14 protein-coding genes and 1 tRNA gene are annotated in these 19,848 nt (G+C 63.7%); 6 read left to right on the forward strand and 9 right to left on the reverse strand.

Annotation, left to right across the window (positions count from 1 at the left end; all coding sequences use genetic code 11):
* Positions 1-47: 47 nt before the first annotated feature.
* From A7A09_RS05535 to iolG, 3 genes are all read right to left on the reverse strand, one after another.
* Positions 48-971 (reverse strand): sugar ABC transporter substrate-binding protein, encoded by a 924-nt coding sequence (locus A7A09_RS05535; RefSeq protein WP_106690472.1) that lies wholly within the window; start codon positions 969-971, stop codon positions 48-50.
* Positions 972-1,040: 69 nt separating this feature from the next.
* Positions 1,041-1,865, reverse strand: coding sequence for a sugar phosphate isomerase/epimerase family protein (locus tag A7A09_RS05540; protein WP_106690473.1), 825 nt, complete (start codon positions 1,863-1,865; stop codon positions 1,041-1,043).
* A gap of 1 nt (position 1,866) precedes the next feature.
* Positions 1,867-2,874 (reverse strand): inositol 2-dehydrogenase, encoded by a 1,008-nt coding sequence (gene iolG, locus A7A09_RS05545; protein ID WP_106690474.1) that lies wholly within the window; start codon positions 2,872-2,874, stop codon positions 1,867-1,869.
* 136 nt (positions 2,875-3,010) lie between these two features.
* Between iolG and A7A09_RS05550 the strand changes: the two genes are divergently transcribed.
* The 3 genes from A7A09_RS05550 (at position 3,011) to A7A09_RS05560 (ending at position 6,152) form a co-directional block, all read left to right on the forward strand.
* Entirely contained in the window at positions 3,011-4,033 is a 1,023-nt protein-coding gene (locus A7A09_RS05550) for a LacI family DNA-binding transcriptional regulator (RefSeq protein ID WP_106690475.1), read from the forward strand.
* Positions 4,034-4,184: 151 nt separating this feature from the next.
* Entirely contained in the window at positions 4,185-5,114 is a 930-nt protein-coding gene (locus tag A7A09_RS05555; protein WP_106690476.1) for a sugar kinase, read from the forward strand.
* Positions 5,115-5,192: 78 nt separating this feature from the next.
* Positions 5,193-6,152, forward strand: coding sequence for an L-threonylcarbamoyladenylate synthase (locus A7A09_RS05560; protein ID WP_106690477.1), 960 nt, complete (start codon positions 5,193-5,195; stop codon positions 6,150-6,152).
* A 33-nt stretch (positions 6,153-6,185) separates the two neighbouring features.
* Here A7A09_RS05560 and ileS read toward each other — a convergent pair whose 3' ends face one another.
* Positions 6,186-9,098, reverse strand: a complete 2,913-nt coding sequence (gene ileS, locus A7A09_RS05565; RefSeq protein ID WP_106690478.1) for an isoleucine--tRNA ligase — start codon at positions 9,096-9,098, stop codon at positions 6,186-6,188.
* 352 nt (positions 9,099-9,450) lie between these two features.
* Between ileS and A7A09_RS05570 the strand changes: the two genes are divergently transcribed.
* Positions 9,451-10,542 carry a GT-B fold glycosyltransferase domain-containing protein gene (locus A7A09_RS05570; RefSeq protein ID WP_245999159.1) on the forward strand — a complete coding sequence of 364 codons (1,092 nt, stop codon included), beginning with the start codon at positions 9,451-9,453 and terminating at the stop codon, positions 10,540-10,542.
* A gap of 168 nt (positions 10,543-10,710) precedes the next feature.
* Positions 10,711-12,543, forward strand: a complete 1,833-nt coding sequence (locus tag A7A09_RS05575; RefSeq protein ID WP_106690479.1) for a DEAD/DEAH box helicase — start codon at positions 10,711-10,713, stop codon at positions 12,541-12,543.
* Between the two features lie 757 nt (positions 12,544-13,300).
* Here the strand turns inward: A7A09_RS05575 and A7A09_RS05580 are convergent.
* The 4 genes from A7A09_RS05580 to A7A09_RS05595 all read right to left on the reverse strand — a co-directional run bounded on the left by A7A09_RS05580 (position 13,301) and on the right by A7A09_RS05595 (position 17,980).
* Positions 13,301-14,512 carry a Hint domain-containing protein gene (locus A7A09_RS05580; RefSeq protein ID WP_245999160.1) on the reverse strand — a complete coding sequence of 404 codons (1,212 nt, stop codon included), beginning with the start codon at positions 14,510-14,512 and terminating at the stop codon, positions 13,301-13,303.
* Between the two features lie 897 nt (positions 14,513-15,409).
* Positions 15,410-15,485: transfer RNA gene (locus tag A7A09_RS05585), tRNA-Thr, on the reverse strand.
* Between the two features lie 273 nt (positions 15,486-15,758).
* On the reverse strand, positions 15,759-17,462 hold the full coding sequence (locus tag A7A09_RS05590; RefSeq protein ID WP_106690480.1) for a heme biosynthesis protein HemY: 1,704 nt from the start codon (positions 17,460-17,462) through the stop codon (positions 15,759-15,761).
* A gap of 11 nt (positions 17,463-17,473) precedes the next feature.
* On the reverse strand, positions 17,474-17,980 hold the full coding sequence (locus A7A09_RS05595) for a hypothetical protein (RefSeq protein WP_106690481.1): 507 nt from the start codon (positions 17,978-17,980) through the stop codon (positions 17,474-17,476).
* 14 nt (positions 17,981-17,994) lie between these two features.
* Here A7A09_RS05595 and A7A09_RS05600 point away from each other — a divergent pair, with 14 nt between their 5' ends.
* Positions 17,995-19,128: a hypothetical protein gene (locus tag A7A09_RS05600; RefSeq protein WP_106690482.1), complete on the forward strand. Its 1,134-nt coding sequence runs from the start codon at positions 17,995-17,997 to the stop codon at positions 19,126-19,128.
* Here the strand turns inward: A7A09_RS05600 and A7A09_RS05605 are convergent, their stop codons facing one another.
* Complete coding sequence (locus A7A09_RS05605; RefSeq protein WP_106690483.1) at positions 19,129-19,794, reverse strand: uroporphyrinogen-III synthase; 666 nt, start codon at positions 19,792-19,794, stop codon at positions 19,129-19,131. It abuts the gene before it with no gap.
* Between the last annotated feature and the right edge of the window lie 54 nt (positions 19,795-19,848).

A 19,848-nucleotide genomic window follows, 5' to 3' on the forward strand; every position in this document is an offset into this window, starting at 1 on the left:
TGGATAGCCCGGGCGCGCAGTCGTGGCGCGCCCGGCCGGTTCCATCGTCAGCGGATGCCCTGAGCCGAAAGCTCGATCACCTGGGCCGCCTTGTCCTGCGTGATCAGGTTGGGGCCGGAAGGCACGTCGCCGCCCGGGATCAGCCCGTATTGGGCATTCAGCGCCAGGAAACTGACCGGCAGATAGCCTTGCAGGAACTGCTGCTGGTCGATGGCGAAGGCGGCCTTGCCATCCGCGATGGCCTGAAGGAAACCCGCCGACAGATCAAAACTGGCGATCAGCAGATCGTCACGCCCCAAGGCCCCGGCCGCGGCCACGGCAGGCTCACCCACGAGGCTTGCGCCCAGCCCCAGGACCGTATCAACATCCGGATCGGATTCGAGCGCCGCGCGCACCTTTGACTCCACTTCGGCCGGATCGTTCTGGGTCGGAATCACGTTGACCGGATTGCCGAACCCTTCGGCGAAACCTTCGCAACGCTGGTCCAGCGCAACATTGCCGACCTCCTGGTTGACACAGATGGCCTTGGTGCCGCCCAGTTCGGCCAGCTTCTCGCCCGCGGCCTTGCCCGCGTCGAATTCCGATTGCCCGACATGCAGCAGCGCACCCAGATCATGCGCCACATCCGAGCCGGAATTCATCGAGATCACCGGGATTCCCGCATCGACCGCCCGCTGGATCGAGGGCCCGAGCGCGTCGGCATCGGGGATCGACACGACCAGCCCGTCGGGTTCCTGGTTCACGGCAGCGTCGATGAGCTGGCTCATCTGCACCATGTCGAAAGTCTCGGGCGAGCGGAAATCGACATTGGCGCCGGTATCTTCCCCGGCCTTGGCCACGCCGTTCTTGACGACCGACCAGAACGGGTCATTGGCCTGACCATGCGCGACCACGACGATATCCTGTGCCATGGCCGGTCCGGCAAGGGCCAGCCCCGCTGTCGCGGCGATCACTTTGAACATGTTTTTCATCATCTTCCTCCCAGTTTTGGTTCCTGCCGGGGGCTCCTTCCCCCGGCCCTTCGGCGCCGCGCGCCGAATTCAACTGCCCAAGGCCCTCAATGCCCGGACCGAGCGGGCCAGAATGTCCTCGAGCATATCACGATATCCCGGCCCCTTGTCGGTGTTGAACGGATCGGGACCGGGCGCGGCGGGCTCGATAATGATCGGGCCGCCATAGCCGATCTCGTCCAGCGCCCCGATCTGCGCGGCGAAATCGGTATGGCCGTCACCGATGGCCCCGCGGTTCGAATCCGCCGCGTGATAAAGACCGATATGCCTGCCGCCCCTGCGCAGGGCCACCGCCGGATCGGCCTCTTCGATATTCATGTGATAGGCATCCGGCAAAAGCCGCAGATTGGGCGCAGAGACAGCCTCGATCAGGGCAAGCCCCTCGTCCACGCTGCGGATCTGGTGGCTTTCATAGCGGTTGAGAATCTCGAACACGACCGACAGCCCGGCTTGTTCCGCAGCCGCACAGATGCGCCTTGTGCTGTCGATCAGAAGCCGGTCCTCCTCGGCCTGATCGCCGACCGGACGAATCCGCTGCACCAGCCCGTGACAAGAGATCAGCGGCGCGCCTTCGGCCTGACCAAGCCGTTGCGCCCATTCGATCAGGCGCTGGTAATAGGTGATGGCGGCCTCGCGTGTCGCGCGGTCGGGATGGCTGATATCGGCATCCGCCGGGGTGATCGAAAAGATCGTCAGACCGTGCCCGGCGAGAATGCGCCCCGCCTCGGCCGGATCGATGCCATCGATATCGCCATGCAGTTCCACCCCGTCCAGCCCGGCACGGCGGACGCGCGCGGCGATGGCCGGCAGGTCCTCGCCGCCGAAAATCCATGTGCAGCAACCCAAGCGGCGCATGTCAGGCCCCCAGCATATCCGGCGTGATCGCCACGGTTCCCCCGGTTCGCGCCGAACGCGTCGCGGCCTCGGCACAGGCGAGCGCGGCCACGCCATCGCGCAATGTCACCGGCATCGGCTTGCCGGATGCCAGCGCCTCGACGAATGCGGCCCATTCGATCTGGTAAGCCCGCATGTAGCGTTCGAGGAAGAAATGCACCGGCTTGGCGGAAACCGCGCCTTGCGTCGTGATCTTCTCGACCGTGTTCTCCAGCACGTTCCTCGCGGCCAGCAAGCCGCCCGATCCCAGCAATTCGACCCGCTGATCATAACCATAGCCGGCGCGGCGCGAATTCTTGACCACCGCGATGCGCCCGTCATCCCAGATCATGGTGACGACAGCCGTATCGACATCCCCCGCGGCCCCGATCCCGGCATCCACGAGGCAGGAGCCATGCGCCGTGATACGCGCGGGCACGCTGCCAAAGATCCAGCAGGCCATGTCGAAATCATGGATCATCATGTCGCGGAACAGCCCGCCCGAGACCTCGATATAGCTGACCGGCGGCGGCGCCGGATCGAAAGAGGTGATCGACAGAAGTTCCCCTTTGCCGATCTCGCCCCCGTCGAAAGCGGATTTCAGGGCGGTAAAGTTCGGATCGAAGCGGCGGTTGAAACCGATCATGACGGGCTTGCCGCTCTTGTCGGCATTGGCCAGCGTCTTCAGTGCCCGTTCCAGCGACAGGTCCACCGGCTTTTCGCACAGAACCGCCTTGCCCGCCGCCGTCGCCCGTTCGATCAGATCGGAATGGGTATCTGTGGAAGTCGCGATCAGCACCGCGTCGATGCCCTTATCCGACAGGATGTCATCGACGGATCTTGCCTCGGCCCCGACCTGCTCCGCCAGTTGCCGGGCGGCATCCGCATTGACATCGGCGATCGCCACCAGATGGCAATCCTTGTCCGCGACCATCGCCTTGGCGTGGACCTGCCCGATCCTACCCGCCCCCAGCAACCCAGCTTTCAGCATCCTGTCCCCTCCCTCGAATCACTTGCGGAACCAAGTGTTGATGGAAGGTGCCATTCTTTGCACGCGCGAGCAAGAAAAATTTGCACGCGCGTGCATTCCGCTTTGCCCCGGATCGTGGCTGGGCTAGTCTGGCATCATGTCCTTACCGCCTGAATCATCCCGGCCATCCGATGGCAGCGTCACCGCCGACGATGTCGCCGCCGCCGCCGGGGTGTCGCGCTGGACGGTGGCGCGGGCCTTCAAGAAGGATGCCTCGATCTCGCGCAAGAGCCGCGAAAAGGTCATTGCAGCGGCAGAGCGCCTTGGCTATGCGCCCGATCTGCTGGCCTCGTCACTGGCGTCGGACCGATCCAACCTGGTGGCGCTGATCACCAACGATTTCAACAATCCGCACAAGCTGGTGCTGCTGGAACGCCTGACCCGCATTCTCTGGTCGCGGGGCTGGGGCACGCTGCTGGTGCATATGTCCGACAGCGAGGACGCCTCGGCCGCATTGCTGGCGGCCAGCCAGCGCCGGGTTGATGCGGCAGTGCTGATCGGCACGCGCTTCGACGACCGGATACTGGACACGGCCCTGGGGGCACGGCGGGTCAAGAAACTGGTGATCTTCGCCCGCTACAGCCAGAACCCGAACACGCTGAACATCGCCTGCGACGATGTGGTCGCCATGCGGCAGATCGCCGACCATCTGCTTGGCGCCGGATATAGCCGCCCGGTCTTTGTCGCCGGACCCGATACGCAATCGGCCAAGCTGCATCGCAAGTCCGCCTTCGGTGAATACTGGATCCGGCAGACCGGAAACGAGGTGCCGGTGATCCATGTGACAGAATATGATTTCGGCGCGGCGATCCATGGCGTCACCGATCTTCTGGCCGATGCGACGCCCGCGCAGCGGCCCGATGTGCTGGTCTGCGAAAACGACATCATCGCCATCGGCGCCATGGACGCGGTGCGCTACCGGCTCGGGCTGAGGGTGCCGCAGGACATCGCGGTCACGGGCTTCGACGATATTCCGCTCTCGGCCTCGCCCGCCTATCTGCTGACCACCTACCGGCAACCGATCACCGGCATGACCGAGAAACTGCTGGAGATGCTTGAGGGCGGGCTGAGCGAGGATGTCTTCCTGCCTGGCCAGTTCATCCTGCGGAACAGCAGTTGAGAGGGGCGGACAGAGTGCCATTTCCCGCGAAACACGGGCCGAAAGGGTTGTAACCGCCAGCCCAAGGGGGCATGCAATCGCCATGCCTACCCTCGCGCGATCCACGGAAGCCATCGCGCGGGAGGCATATCGCGATAACGGAGACTGCCAGATGACCACATCCATGATCCTGTCCATCGGCGAAGCCATGGTGGAACTGTCGCAAGCCGGCAAGGACGGACTTTGGCAGGTGGGAATAGCGGGTGATACGCTCAATACCGCGTGGTATCTGCGCCGCCTGCTGTCCGATGACTGGCAGGTTGGCTATTTCACGCGTGTCGGCTCCGGCGAGTTCTCGCAAAGGATGATCGACTTCCTGACCGCCGAGGGCATCGATACCGCACATGTCGGGCGCGACTCGCAACGCGAGATCGGCCTCTATGCAATCTCGCTGAAGGATGGAGAACGCAGCTTCAGCTATTGGCGCGACAATTCGGCGGCAAAGGGGCTGGCCGACGATCCCGGCATATTGACCAAGGCGCTGACCGGGACGCGGATCGCCTATCTGTCGGGCATCACGATGGCTATCCTGCCGGACGAGGCGCGAATGGCCTTGTTACAGGTCCTGCGTGAGGCGCGGGCACAGGGCACGCAAATCGTCTTCGATCCGAATCTCCGGCCAAAGCTGTGGCCGGACACCACCACCATGTGCGATCGTATCGAGGCCGCGGCCGCGATCTCTGACCTGATCCTGCCCAGCTTTGACGACGAGCGGGAATATTTCGGCGACAGCGATCCGCAGGCGACGGTTTCCCGCTATCTGAAACGCGGAGCCGGACAGGTGATCGTCAAGGCCGGTGGCGATGCGATCCGGTTTGGCGGCAGCGAAGGCGAAGGGCTGATCGACGACCTGGAGCGTGAAACGCCGGTGGACACGACCTCGGCGGGCGACAGCTTCAACGCCGGCTATCTCGCCGCGAAACTGCAAGGCGCCTATATCAGGGCCGCGATCCGCGCCGGGCACGCGCTGAGCCGTCAGGTGATCCGCCATCGTGGTGCCCTGGTCCGCGAAGCGGTGCTGGCAGTTCAGGCAGGGGGGTGAGCCCCCGCCGCCAGGAGTATTTGCAAGCCGCCACACATGGGCTATGGCCAGCCACGACCTGCTTGCGAAGGTGATGCGATGATCATTCAAAGCTCGGATCCCAATGCCTTGCCATTGGCCGTCGATATATTGTCCCGGTATGAGCTGGTCGCATTGCCGACCGAGACGGTATACGGGCTTGCGGGCCTGTCCACCTCCCCTGATGCGATCGCGAGGATCTACGCCGCCAAGAACCGCTCCCCGAGCAATCCGCTGATCTCGCATGTCGCGGATATCGCCATGGCGGAGCGCTATGTCAGCTTCGATCCCGTTTCGCGACGGTTGGCCGAAGCCTTCTGGCCCGGACCGCTGACACTGATCCTGCCGCTGCGCGCGGGCGAAGGCATCGACCGAAACTCGACTGCGGGACAGGATTCGGCAGCGATCCGTGCGCCTGCCGGCTTCGCGCATGAGGTCATTACACAGCTGGAAAAGCCGGTTGCCGCCCCGAGCGCGAATACATCGGGACGGATCAGCCCGACCACCGCGCAGCATGTCGCTGATGATCTGGGTCAACGGATACCGCTGATCGTGGATGGAGGCCCGACCACGCTAGGCGTCGAATCGACCGTGATACGGGTAACCGATGCAGGTGTGGCCATCCTGCGCCCCGGGGCCTTGAGCGCCGATCTCTTGGCCGAGGTGGCGGATGCGCCGCTGACCGGAGTGACGCCCGGAACGGAAAAACTGTCGCCGGGCATGATGAGTTCGCATTACGCGCCACGCGCCAGGATGCGCCTGAACGCAGAGCGGATCGAACCCGGCGAAGCGGTGCTGGGTTTCGGATCGGCCCTGATCCCGGGGATCGATGCGGCGGCGGAGGTCTTCGATCTCAGCCCCTCCGGCAATCTGGACGAGGCCGCGCGAAACCTGTTCGGCCTGATGCACATGGCCGATGCCACCGGGGCAGAGAGCATCGCCGTCGTTCCCATCCCGAAACATGGGTTGGGGCTTGCCATCAATGACAGGTTGCAGCGGGCGGCGGCTCCGCGCGGCTGACCGGGCAATGCCGGTCAGCGCACAGGCTGCGATCTAGGCGCCGCTCAGCACCTCGTCGCAGCGGGCGCAGACTCCTGGATGGGCATGGCTGCCGACATCGGGCAGGATCTTCCAGCAGCGCTGGCATTTCTCGCCTTCCGCCAGTTCGAAAACCGCGCCGATTCCGGGGATCTCGGCCATGCGGAACGCCTCGTTCGGGGCCGGGTCGGCGGTTAGCGACAGGTTCGACACGATGCAGATATCGGTGAAATTCACCGATCTCAACGCCGCCAGCGCCTCTTCATCCTCGACATGGACGACCGGCGCCGCCTCGAGGCTGGCACCAATGGTCTTGTCGCTGCGCCTGATCTCCAGCGCCGCCGTGACCACCCGGCGGGCGCGGCGCACCTGATCCCATTTCGCGGCCAGCGGCTCGTTCAGCCAGTCCGCAGGCGTGGCGGGAAAATCATGCAGATGCACGCTGTCGTCTTCCGAGGGGAAGCGCGACAGCCAGACATCCTCCATCGTGAAGGGCAGGATCGGCGCGAGCCATGTCACCAGCCGGTGGAACAGGATATCCAGCACCGTCCGCGCGGCGCGGCGGCGGGTGCTGCCCGGCGCATCGCAGTAAAGCGCGTCCTTGCGGATATCGAAATAGAAGGATGACAGGTCGATGGTGCAGAACTGGAACAGCTTCTGGAACACGCCCTGGAAGTCATAGGCGTCATAGCCCTTGCGCACCGCGTGATCCAGTTGCGCCAGGCGATGCAGCACCCATTGCTCCAACTCGGGCATCTCGGAGGGTTCCAGCTTTTCGGCATCCGAGAAACCGGCCAGGTTACCCAGCATGAAACGCAGCGTGTTGCGCAAGCGGCGATAGCTGTCTGCGGTGCCTTTCAGGATCTCGGGACCGATGCGGCTGTCGGCGGTGTAATCCACCTGCGCCACCCAGAGCCGCAGGATATCCGCGCCATATTGCTTGACGATCTCGGCGGGGACGATGGTGTTGCCAAGCGATTTGGACATCTTCATGCCCTTGGCATCCAGCGTGAAGCCATGCGTCAGCACGCCGCGATAGGGCGCACGCCCCCTGGTGGCGCTGGCCTGCAAGAGCGAGGACTGGAACCAGCCGCGATGCTGGTCGGTGCCCTCCAGATACAGGTCGGCAATCCCGTCGGGCGAGCCGTCTGCGCGGTCGCGGATCACGAAGGAATGGGTCGAGCCGGAATCGAACCAGACATCCAGCACATCCGTGACCTGATCATATTCCTCGGGGTTCACGACACCGTCCAGCACCTGCGCCTTGAAGCCCTCGCGATACCAGACATCCGCGCCCTCGGCCTCGAAGGCGGCGATGATGCGGTCGTTGACGCGCTGATCGCGCAGCAGGAAATCCGGGTCGGTGGGCTTGGCACCCTTCCGGACGAAACAGGTCAGCGGCACACCCCATGCCCGCTGCCGCGACAGCACCCAATCGGGCCGGCTCGCGACCATCGAATGGATCCGGTTGCGCCCGGTCTGTGGCGTCCAGCGCACCAGCTTGTCGATCGAGGTCAGCGCGCGGGCGCGGATCGTGTCGCCATGCTCGCCCATGCCGTCATCCAGAGGCTTGTCGATGGCAGCGAACCATTGCGCGGTATTGCGGAAGATCAGCGGTGCCTTGGAGCGCCAGCTATGCGGATAGGAATGCTTGATCCTGCCCTTGGCCAGAAGCGCCCCGGCATAGGCCAGTTGCTTGATGACACTGACATTTGCGGGGCCATCCTTGCCATCCGCAGCGACGATCTCTTGCCCGCCGAAGATCGGCAGATCGGCGCGATAGCTGCCATCCGGCTCGACATTATAGGTCATCGGCAGGCCGTGTTTCAGACCAAGCTGGTAGTCGTCATCGCCGTGACTGGGCGCGGTATGGACGAAACCCGTCCCGGCCTCGTCGGTGACGTGATCGCCAGGCAGCATCGGGACATCGTAATCCCATTCGCCTGCCGCACCCTCGACGGCTCGGAATGGATGGGCAAGGGTCAGCCCCTTGAACTCGTCGGCCGAAACGTCGCGCAGGCGTTTGTGATTTTCCACCTTCGCCGCGCTCATCACGCTCTCGGCCAAGGCATCGGCAAGGATCAGCTTCTCGCCCGGCGTTGCGGTCGAATTTTCGGCAACTTCACTGATCTCGTAAAGCCCATAGGCGATGTCGGGATGATAGGCGACGGCGCGGTTCTGCGGGATGGTCCATGGAGTCGTGGTCCAGATCACCACCGACGCACCGTCCAGAACCCCGTCCACCGGCTTGAACCGCACCCAGATCGTGTGACTGGTATGGTCGTGATACTCGACCTCGGCCTCGGCCAGCGCGGTCTTTTCGACCGGCGACCACATCACCGGCTTGGACCCCTGGTAGAGCGAGCCGTTCATCAAGAGCTTCATGAACTCGGCCGCGATCACCGCCTCGGCATGGTAGTTCATGGTCAGGTAGGGATCGTCCCATTTGCCGGTCACGCCAAGACGCTTGAACTCTTCGCGCTGCACGTCGATCCACTCATCGGCGAAACGGCGGCATTCCTGCCGGAACTCGACCATGTCGACCGCGTCCTTGTCCAATCCCTTGGCGCGGTATTGCTCTTCGATCTTCCACTCGATCGGCAGGCCGTGGCAATCCCATCCCGGCACATAGCGCGAATCGCGGCCCATCATCTGCTGCGAGCGGACGATGAAATCCTTCAGCACCTTGTTCAGCGCGTGCCCGATATGCAGATGCCCGTTCGCGTAAGGGGGGCCATCATGCAGGATGAAGGGCGCGCGCTCCCCTGCCCGCTCGCGCAGGCGGTCATAGATGCCGATCCGTTTCCACCGGGCCAGCCATTCGGGCTCGCGCGCGGGCAGGCCGGCGCGCATGGGAAATTCGGTCTGCGGCAGAAAGACGGTGTCGCGGTAATCGGGTGCGTCGGCCTGGGATGTATCGGCGCTCATCGGGGCGTTCCTTGCTCGGGCGTTCGGAGATCATTTGGACAATAGTTGACCCGGCGGCGCGAAACCTCACACCACCGGGCAAGTAATTCGTGATCCGAACACCGGAAATTCCATGCCGCCTTCTATAGAAAGGCCGCGAACGGGCTGCAAGCACGCAACGCGTCCTGCTGCCCGAACTTCAGGCAGCTTTCCGCGCGGATCGGGTAATTTCCCGTATTGGCGGCAGTTGTCACATTTCGTTACCGTTGCGATCTTTTACTGCTGGCAGGCATGAATTAACGACATGGCCGAAGCGTTCTTTTGCTGTAGTCATGCATGATTTAGTGTTCCTCTCAGGACAAGGGGTTTGGAAATGGTGAAATTGAACAGTCCGAAAGCAGCGCCGAAGCCGGCCAAGGCAGCGTCAAAGCAGGCCGAGACGGCCCCGGGGAAGGTCAGGACTGAACGGAAGATCAAGGCGAAAGGCGCGAATCTCCTGATCGTCGCCCAGGGCGGTCGCCTGCAGTTCGAGGCGCTGATCTTTGCCGCCAGCCTGCGCCAATCGTCGCCCGATTATCCGGGACGGCTGATTATTGCCGAGCCGCAGCCCGAGGGGGCCTGGGCGGGTCATGACACCCTGATCGCGCCCGAGACCCGCGACGTGCTGGAATGGCTGGGGGCCGAAATCCATCCCTTCACGGCCCGGCATTTCGGCGCGCAATATCCCTATGGCAACAAGATCGAGGCGTTGCAGGTCCTGCCCCCGAAAGAGCCATTCATCTTTTTCGACACCGACACGCTGATCACCGGCCCGCTGGACAGCATCAAGTTCGATTTCAAGCGCCCTTCCGCATCGATGCGGCGCGAAGGAACCTGGCCGATTCCGCCGCTCTACGGTCCGGGATACAGCACCATCTGGAAATCCCTCTATGACCGGTTCGGCCTGGACTTCGCCAGCACGCTGGATCCGAGCCAACCGGATGAACATTGGGAGCGTTACCTGTATTTCAACGCCGGCTGGTTCTTCGGGGCCGACCCGGAGGAATTTGGCCGCCGCTTCCTGGACTGGGCAATCGCCGTGCGCGACGAGCCGCAGGATGAACTGGCCTGCCAGAGTCTCGATCCATGGCTGGACCAGATCATCCTGCCACTGGTCATCCATTCCTTCGGCGGCACCCGGCCGGGGCCGGAACTGGCCGGACTCGACGGCGAGACGACCTGCCATTACCGCAACCTGCCGCTGCTATATGCACGCGAATCCGACAAGGTGGTCGAGGTGCTGGAAACGACCGTCGCGCATAACAGGATCAAGAAGCGCCTGAAGGAATGGGACGCCGCCCGCAAGCTGATCTACCAGGGCAAGGGCCGCGACAAGATCCGCGTCATGTTCGACCGCGACGCCTTGCCATCGAAGGAAAAGATGATTCGCAACCCGCTGAAGAAGTCGGGATGGTGGTTGCTCTGACCGGGTCAGGGCGATTGCCCCTTCTCTTCCCGCTTTACTTTGCCGGCCCCTGCCATTAGAGAGCTCCTCTTTGGCTCCGCAATTCTGCGGTGATGGGCACAGGCTTTGCCGTCACCAGGGATAGGCGCCGTTGACCGGGTGCAAGGCGCCCCCCTTTCTGGCGAAGACATGATACGTAACGACATTGCCGGGCCCCTGGCCGCGGCGCTGGCAGCCAAGGGCTATGCCAGCCTCACTCCTGTTCAGGATTCCGTGCTGTCACCTGACGCCTCCGGGCGCGACTTGCTGGTTTCGGCCCAGACAGGCTCGGGCAAGACCGTGGCTTTCGGGCTGGCCATGGCCCCCGACATCCTGTCCGCCGCCGACATGCTGGCACCCACCGAGAGGCCGCTGGCATTGGCGATCGCGCCGACGCGGGAACTGGCATTACAGGTCGCGCGCGAACTGGCCTGGCTTTACGCAGAGGCCGGCGCGCAGATCGCCACCTGCGTGGGCGGCATGGATTTTCGCAACGAACACAGGGCATTGAAACGCGGAGCGCATATCGTCGTGGGCACGCCGGGCCGTCTGCGCGACCATATCGAACACAGCAGCCTCGATTTGTCCGGCCTGCAGGCCGCCGTGCTGGACGAGGCCGACGAGATGCTGGACCTGGGCTTTCGCGAGGATCTGGAATTCATCCTCCAGGCCGCCCCTGCCGAGCGCCGCACGCTGATGTTCTCGGCCACCGTCCCTCCGGCCATCGAAAAGCTGGCGAAGGATTTTCAAAAGGATGCATTGCGCATCGTCACGGCCGGCGAAGCGCGCCAGCATGGGGATATCGAGTATCGCGCCCTGAACGTTGCCGCACGCGACCGCGAACCGGCAATCTTCAACCTGCTGCGTCTCCATGAAGCGCAAACGGCGATCGTTTTCTGCAAGACCCGCGCGAATGTGAACCATCTTCTGGCGCGGATGGCCAATCGCGGCTTCAAGGCGGTCGCGCTATCCGGGGAACTGAGCCAGCAGGAACGCAGTCACGCGCTGCTTGCCTTGCGCGACGGTCGGGCGAGGGTCTGTGTGGCCACCGATGTGGCCGCGCGCGGCATCGATCTGCCCGGGTTGGAACTGGTCATCCATGCCGATTTGCCCACCAATGCGGATACCCTGCTGCATCGCTCGGGCCGCACCGGCCGGGCCGGGGCCAAGGGCGTCTCGGCGCTCATTGTTCCCCCCGCAGATCAGAAGAAGGCACAACGCCTGCTGAAAACCGCTCGCCTCGAAGCAACCTGGGCTCCGGCTCCGTCGGCGGATGAGGTCCGGGCGAGGGACGATGCCAGGATCATGGACCATCCGACGCTGCAGGATGCCCCCGGCGACGAAGCGGCACTTGCCACAGCCCTGCTGGATCGGTTCGGCGCAGAGCAGCTTGCATCGGCGTTCATCCGGCTGTGGCGCGAAGGCCGCCCGGTGCCCGAGGAACTGACCATATTGCGCGACCGCAACCCCGCCCCCATCGCTCCGCGCGAGCGTGGGGATTTCGGAGATGCCGCCTGGTTCTCCCTCTCGGTCGGCTATACCGGCCGCGCCGAGGCGCGCTGGCTGCTACCAAAGATCTGCGAAGCCGGTGACATCACCCGCGACGCCATCGGCGCGATCCGCGTGCGCGAGAACGAAACCTATGTGCAAATCGCCACCGGGATGGCTGCGCGTTTCGGCGATCAGCTTGAACTGGAACCCGGACTGCTGATGCAGCGCCTGCCCGGCCAGCCCAGCCTCGAACGCACGGCCCCCGGCACCCAAGACATTCCCCGCCAGGATGCGCCAGCAGGGACCGAAGACGACAAGGCTCGCCCCCGAAAGGCACGCTGGTCCGCAAGCGCCCGCAAAAGCCATAATGCGGCGAAACCGGGCGCGGCTTCTCCGAAAGGCAAGGCTCCGAAGGCGCATGGTAAAGCACGCTGGACCAAGCCCGCTTCGAAACAAAAGACGACGGGGAAGGAAACCGGGCGCAAACGCTAGAGCAGGTTGCGGCTTATCGGTTTCGGATGTGCATGTTTCTTCTTCATCCCGATATCCCCCCGGGGGGCCGGATGGTGCGCCATTGGTTCGAAAACCAGCCGGCGACGGGCGGTACCCCCGGCTATCGCGGGACGCAATCATCCCCGGAACCGATGGCGTACAACCTGCTTTCGGGGGCTCGGTCGGCCTGTACTCGGCGCAGGAATGGTCAAGCTCAAGGCTGGCTCCCCGCATTCCGATACAGGATGGCGCGCGAATCCGGTTGGATATCGGGCGCTTTCAGCAAGGTGCCGGGCCTCAGAAAAGCAGGAATCCCAGCAGCGATACCCCTGCGAGCACGACAATGGCCGTCCTGACCGGAGGAAAGGTTTTCACGATTCCCAGGCTGTCGCGGAGCCTGGGCGCGGAATGATCCTCCGCGTATGAACGGCGGTGAGCCGCGGAGATCGATGGCCTGCGGGCATCCCTGGATGAACTATGTGATATTGTGTCCATGTTTCTGCTGACTGGCAACGCGCACCTCTCCTTCCCATGTCAATCGACAACCACCCGCGATCAATACTCCGGTTCTGTCCAACAGGCGGTTAATCGCTCTCGCTCGATATGGGCCCATTGTTTGTTGTGAGCATAATCGAGTATAAATTCCCGGCAGGCGAACACGGCTTCCAGTAGTGTTCGATTGCATCCTTCATAGCACCGAAGTGAAGGCTCGGTGGTCAGGGTGTGGCACCACCCTGACCACCTTCCCTCCCTGTGCCTATTCGGCGCCAGAAAGTTCCATACGATCCATCACCAGGGGCTTGCCGTTCAGCCGGTGACGCATCGCCAGTTTGCGCGACTTGCGTCCCGAAGGCAGTTCACGCGCCGAATTCGACGCGAATTCGGCATCCCTGAGTTCCGGAAACAGCGTGAAAATCTCTTCCCGCGCAGCAAGACCCACGGATTTCAGCGCCTGAGGACCGGTATAGAGTGACTCCGAAGCGGCACCGTTCGCATACACCACTTCATGCTGATCGAAGAGGAAGTGGAAATACTCGACTTCCGCAAGATCCTCGGCGATATCGATCCCGTCCAGCTGACAGAGCTGCTTGGCAGGCACCAGGACCTCGAGCGTGCCGAACATGCGCTGCGCGATCTGCGAGCGCACCAGGACACGATGCTGCGGCGATACCAGCAGATCCGTGGATGGCGTGTTCGACCCGAGCGCGCCCGCCCTGATCCGGATGGGCCGGAGACCGGGGTTTGCCGCGATCGCTTTCGCGCAAAGCTTCCTCGTCCCGATCCAACGGATTTCCTTGATACCGTTGTCCCGGGTCATCACGCGATCACCAACGCGCAGATCTTCGATCAGACGCACCCCGTCTTCGGTCTCGATCAGCGTGCCGCGGGTGAAACAGATGACCAGCGTTCCAGCGGGATCGTATTCGAGGGTCGTGACCGCGGTATCCAGAACGAATTGGGTCGTGTCACCGATCGCATTGAGAATCGGACCGATCCCCGGAATATCGTTCAGCCATGCGTCCAGTTCCGACAGATCGCCTTCGAAGGTGACTGGCGGCAGACCAAGCAATGACACAGTCGCCGTGATCCCGATCCGGGCGTCATTCACCGGGTCTTCGGAAATCATGTAGAATGTTCCGTCGGACGCCTCGTAAAGTTCTCCTTCCACCGGGTTGACCTGGACTGTAAGTCCGCCCACCAGGGGAACATTGACTGACGGCGAGGTGGTGCTCAGCGTCAAATCACCGCGATAGGTCCCGGAAAGCGTTGTTCCTTCCTCTGTCGAAACGCCGAGGGGTTCGCCATTTTCAAGCGTATCGGGATCCCCGCTCGTATCTCCGCTGTTATCATAGGAAGAGATCGTTTCGGTTGTTCCAAATGCGTTGAGAAGCGACAATGAATTGGTGTCGATGACACCCGTATCCACGTCAATCGTAATCCCGGGATCAATCCCAGATATATAGGTCATAACTGCATCCTTGTCGTTAGCACCGATGTACGCCCCCGGGAAAGAAGGCTGGGTACAGAAGCAGGCGCGTAGGGTGGCACCCCTATGCAAGCTAACGTTGTGGGAAACAAAAAAATCGATATGTGGCGCAATCAGCCCGGAAGCACTTCCTTATAATCTCCGGATCACGAATTCTTCAACAAAAAAATACAGAAATGCTAAAAAGCTGGATAGCGAGAAAACATCGAACTGCGCAGGGTTTAAAAATGTGCGGCAATATCATCGGCAGAAACTGAATTCCAATCGACCCAGGCCGAGGCCGGAAAGGTCCTGTCCGGGTGGGGAAGGCATGATACCTGGGTCTCACGGCAGTGTTCAGAGCAACATGTCCAGCGCCCGGCATGCGTCCGTGATCGAGGACCAGAGATTGCAACAAACCGGCAAGTTTCCCGGCGCGACCGGTATTAAACAAGCATATCCCACTCATATAATACTGCAGCGCAGAAATAATAATTTTGGTATATATTACATGAAAATCATCTTTTCATGTAAATCAGACACAGAGGCGCGCCCCAGGAAAATATCACCGCAGAGCCTGAATATAGCGATCACTTCTCGGTTTATTTGCCATACCATATTCAGATATTTCGCATCCGGCCAGCAAAGGGAAGCCTTTCCCTTCATGCACCGAGCGGCTCGCCGCCCCTTCGCAGAAAGATCCCGCTGACCGTCCTGGCCGGCTGATGGATATGATGGCGAACCCTGCAGGCAGTGTTCGATCACCTGCGGATATATGCCAACATTTCCCGAAGCAAGACCCGGCTGCCATAAACCGGTCCCTGCCTCCGGCAACGCCCCGCACAGTTCCGCATCCCTGGAGCGGCCAAGGCAGAGCTTACCAATTTAACGGGTGAAAACTGGTGCCGGTGAAGGGACTCGAACCCCCGACCCCATCATTACGAATGACGTGCTCTACCAGCTGAGCTACACCGGCGTCCAGTTATGGCGGGCCGAATAGCAGGTTCCGGCAGAAGGGGGAAGAGGGACAAGCACAATAATCGCCCTCGATCCGCATTTTCCCGCGCCCCGAAACGGATCGAACGGACCGGGTAATGGCGGCATGCATTGCCTCAGGTGTCATCCGCTAGGGTGCGTCCTGCCCCGGCAGCGCAGGCTGCATGGCGGATGGAAAAGCCCGGGCCTTGTGAGCCCGGGCGGGATGCGGATCGTTTTTCTTCGGGCTGGCGGAACCGGCACGTCCCGGGGATCACCTTTTCGAGGTGGATTGGCCCTGTTGCACGCTGTCCAGTGGTTCGACATCCGGGCGAACCGGAGTGAACTCGACCTCATCGGGAGCCTTGCCATTCGGGGCCACGGCATCGCCTTCCGCCATCGGGGCTGCCGCCGAATCCCCGGCGGGAGCTTCGGACGTGGTCACGGTGCTGGCCGGTTCGACCTCGACATAATCCTCTTCGCGCGGAACCATTCCCGGCGCGACATCGGGGATCTCGGTCTTGGCGGCCGGTTTCGGCGTGGCTTCGGCCGCGGCAATCGAATCGCCATCCGACCGCTCATCCGTCCCGGTCTTGCCCGGAGCGCCGACCAACAGCGGCAGCATTTCTGCTCCGGGGACAACCGTGGTGGTTCCCTTTTCGGCGGGCTCACGCCATGTCAGCGTATCGAAACCGTTGCAGCTGTCACAGACGGGCGCCCAGTTGGCCATGACATTATGGCATTTGTCGCAAACCCATTGCGGCCCGCGCGAGGCGGTCAGTGCGCGTGCCAGCCAGCCCCGGACGACGCTGTCATCGGCGCCCTCGCCCCGCTCGACCGCCGCCATGATCGACAGGGTGCGGACGGTGGGATGAGTTTCGGCCAGATCGCCAAGCGCCCGCCGCGCGCCGGGGAAATCCTCGGCGGCAAGCAAAAGCTCTGCCTTCAGCAGGCGTGATTCCTCGTGATCGGGCTTTTTCCGCAAGAGCGCCTCGAAACGGCGCAGGCGCGCGTTCGGGGTCTCGTCCGGCACGATCTCGGCATAGGCGGCGGCGATGTCGGGATGCGGGCGCACCGACCAAGTCTTTTCCAGGATCCGCGTCGCATTGCGCGGATCCTTCTGCGCGATATAGCCGCGCGCCGCCAGGACCGAGGCCGGGATCAGGTCGGGCGAGGCCTTGGCGGCGGAGATCGCCGCCTCGCGGGCGCTGATCGAATTGCCCTGCGCCAGGACCTCGCTGGCTTCCTGCAGGGCCAGAACCGCATCGCGGCGGAGGGCGACATCCTTGGGCAGTTCCCCCTGCCGGCGCTTGTCCTTGAGGATGGCGCGTGCGCCCTTCCAGTCATGCTCGCGTGTCTGCAGGTCCAGCAGGGTATTCTGGATCTCCTTGTGGCTCGGCTTGATCGCATAGGCCTTCTGCGCCAGCAGCATCGCGGCCTTGGTATCGCCCTCTTCCAGCTTTTGCCGCATCAGTCCCCGAATGCCGACAAAGCGCGTGCGCTCGTCCTCCAGCAGCTTGCGATAGGTCGCGTTGGCCCGGGCCGAGTCGCCCGCCACCTCGGCGGCCTGCGCGGTCAGCAGATCGGTGATATGCGGCCGGTCCAGGAATTTCTCGGCGCGGGCGGCCTTGGCCAGCGCCAGCTTGCCCTCGCCCGAGGCGACGGCAAGCATCCCCTCGCCAAGCGCGTCATATCCCTTGCGCTCGCGCGAGCGGGCGAAATAACGGCTGATCGCGGTCTCGTCCCCGGCGATGAAGCGGATGAAGGCCAGCACAAGGCCCAGCAGCTTGAACACCCCCCATGCCAGCACCATCAGCACCAGGAGCGCCACGATCGCCTTGATCGGCGTCAGCGCGATCTCGGTGCCCGCATATTCAAGGCGCAATGTCTGGCCGGTCTCCGAAAGCTGCATCGCCCCCAGGGCAATGGCCAGGACCACGGCAAAGAAGAACAGGATTTTAAGCAAGGACAATAACATGGGCCGGGTCCTCAATTCGTGGTGGCTGACAGGTCGGACAGCGCCGCCTGCGCATCGCTGAAGGCCGAAGCACCGGCCAGCCACTCGGCCATGGCCGGGGCTTCGCGGGCAGCATCGGGCAATGCCGCCATCTCTTCCAGGGCGGCGGCGATATCGCCCGCCTCGACCTTGGCATTGGCGCGCGACAGCACCGCGTCGGGATCATCCCCCTCGCGCGGGGCGACAGAACGGGCGCCGGTCTGTGCTTTCAGGAAGTTCGTCAGCATGTTGCCGCCCTGCCCGCCTTCGCCGGACAGGGACGCCCGCAGCGCCGCCCGCGAGGCATCGCCAAAGCTGTCCTGCAGGGTCTCGATGCTGGGAATGTCCTGCTGCAGCGCTTCGGGAGCATCCATCCCGGCATCGGCAAGGGCCTGCTGCGCGTCCTGCGCCGTCACCCCCTTGTCCAGCGCGGCCTGCAATGCGGCGACCGCCGCCACGGCCTGCGCGCGTTTCGTGCTGTCGGCTGCGGCTTCCTGCAATTTCGCGCCTCGGCTTGCGCAGCACTGATCTGCGCCTGCGCCTCTTCGGCGGCGGAACTTATCTGCTGCTGCAGCGTATCGGCCTGCTCGGCGATCTGCTGCACTTTCGCAGCAGTATCTGGATCGATGCCGGGCCGCGATTCCAGCTCGGCCAGCTTCGCGGCCTGCTGTTCCAACTGCTCCTGCAACCGCGCGAGATCCTGTGGCGAAACCGGCGCTTCGCCTTCGCCGCCCGCCGGGCCTGCCGAAGCGGGACCCGATGGCGCGGCATCGCCACCGGCATCACCGGACGCAGCGGTATCGGAAGGCGCAGCCACCCCCGCTTCTTCCAGCGCGGCGATCCGCTCGGCCTGCTCTTCCAGCATGGCCTGTATATCCGCGGGAACTGCCGCTTCCCCGGCCTCGGGCGCACCGCCTCGGCCACGACCTGCCGCGCCGTCTCTTCGGCGGCCGTCACGGCATCGGCCCTGATCGCCTCTGCGTCGATGGCGGGCTCCTGCTCGGGCAACCAGCCCGCCGGCAGATGCGGCAGCGCCCAGATCGTCGCCGCCGCGCCAAGGCCGGCAGCCACGACACCGCCGAAAGCCACCGGCCAGAAGCCGGTCTTGCGGACGGTCACGTTCTGCTGCGATGCGGCCGGCTGTTTCGTCGCGGCTTGCGGCGTCCCGGCCGTTTCCGCGTCGGGCTTGCTGCGCGAATCGATCGAGGGAACGCCGGGCTTTACTTCGTCCTTCGGGGCATCCTTCGGCCCCGTCTCCGGTTCCGTGGCAGCGGATGTCACGGCAGCCTTGCCCATATCCGCCTGTTTCGGCGTGGGCTTGGGCTCTGCCGCGGCCCGCCCGGTCGCGGATTTCCCGACCAGCGCCGAATCGGCCGCCTCGATCTTTCCCCCGCGCGCGGCAGCGGAATCGCCCTTGCCCGCACCGGTATCGGTGGTCGCGATCACGCCCGGCTCCGCCGCCTCTTTCCTGAGTTTCAGCGTCTCTTTCGGCTGCTCGGCCGAAGAAGCCGCGGGTTTGTTCGAGGGTTTACTCTTGCTCGGCTTTGTCACGTTTACTCCCCGTCATCGCGCGCCACGGTGGCATCGCGGCCGCCGGGTCTTCCGGCTTAGCCTACTCACGCGCGGCTGCAGTCTCAACCCGCTGTGATCAGCTTTGTTCCGTTTCGGCAAGTCGGCGAATCGTCGCGGCCATCGCTTTTGCAGAGGGATCGGTGGCGATCGCACTGCGCGCGGTGGGCGCCCGCCACTGCTCCATCGCAGCCGAACTGATCGCCGCGATCCATATCTCGGCGCAGCGATCCTGCAGCTCCGCCGAGAGCAGCCGGGCGGAGCGCGGAGAGAACAGCGGCACCGCCACCGGGCCGGGCCGGGCCAGCAATGCCCGGGCCGCGTCATTCAGGGGCTGGGCGATCTGGTCATAGACCACCATCCCCTCGACCGGCAATTCGCGCGCGAGGTGACGGCCATGCGGATGGATCAGCGGAACCTCTGCCGCCTCGATCAGCGGCAGCAGCCCCTCGGCAAAGCCGTTGCCCTCGCGCGGGGTGAACCCGGCCTCGCGCGCAGCCTCCGCCGTCCGCGCGCCCACGCAAAGTGCCAGCCGCCCCCGCCCCGGCCCCGCCGCCGGCACCGCATGGGCCGAGGTAAAGACGAGCCCCGGCACCGCATGCAGCCGGGCCGCGTCATGCTCAACCGGCTCTATCCTCAGGATCGGCGATATCACCGCCTCCCATTCCGGCAACATCGCCGCGAAGCGCCGCGAATCCGGCTCGGGGCGGGTCAGCAGAAGGCGGGGCTGCGGCTTTGCTGGCATTGGCATTTCCCCCTCGGTGGTGCTACTTCATCAGGGGTAAGCGGCATTCCCCCT

Origin of the sequence: Paracoccus methylarcula (genome assembly GCF_003007735.2) — a bacterium.
Taxonomy (GTDB): Bacteria; Pseudomonadota; Alphaproteobacteria; order Rhodobacterales; family Rhodobacteraceae; genus Paracoccus; species Paracoccus methylarcula.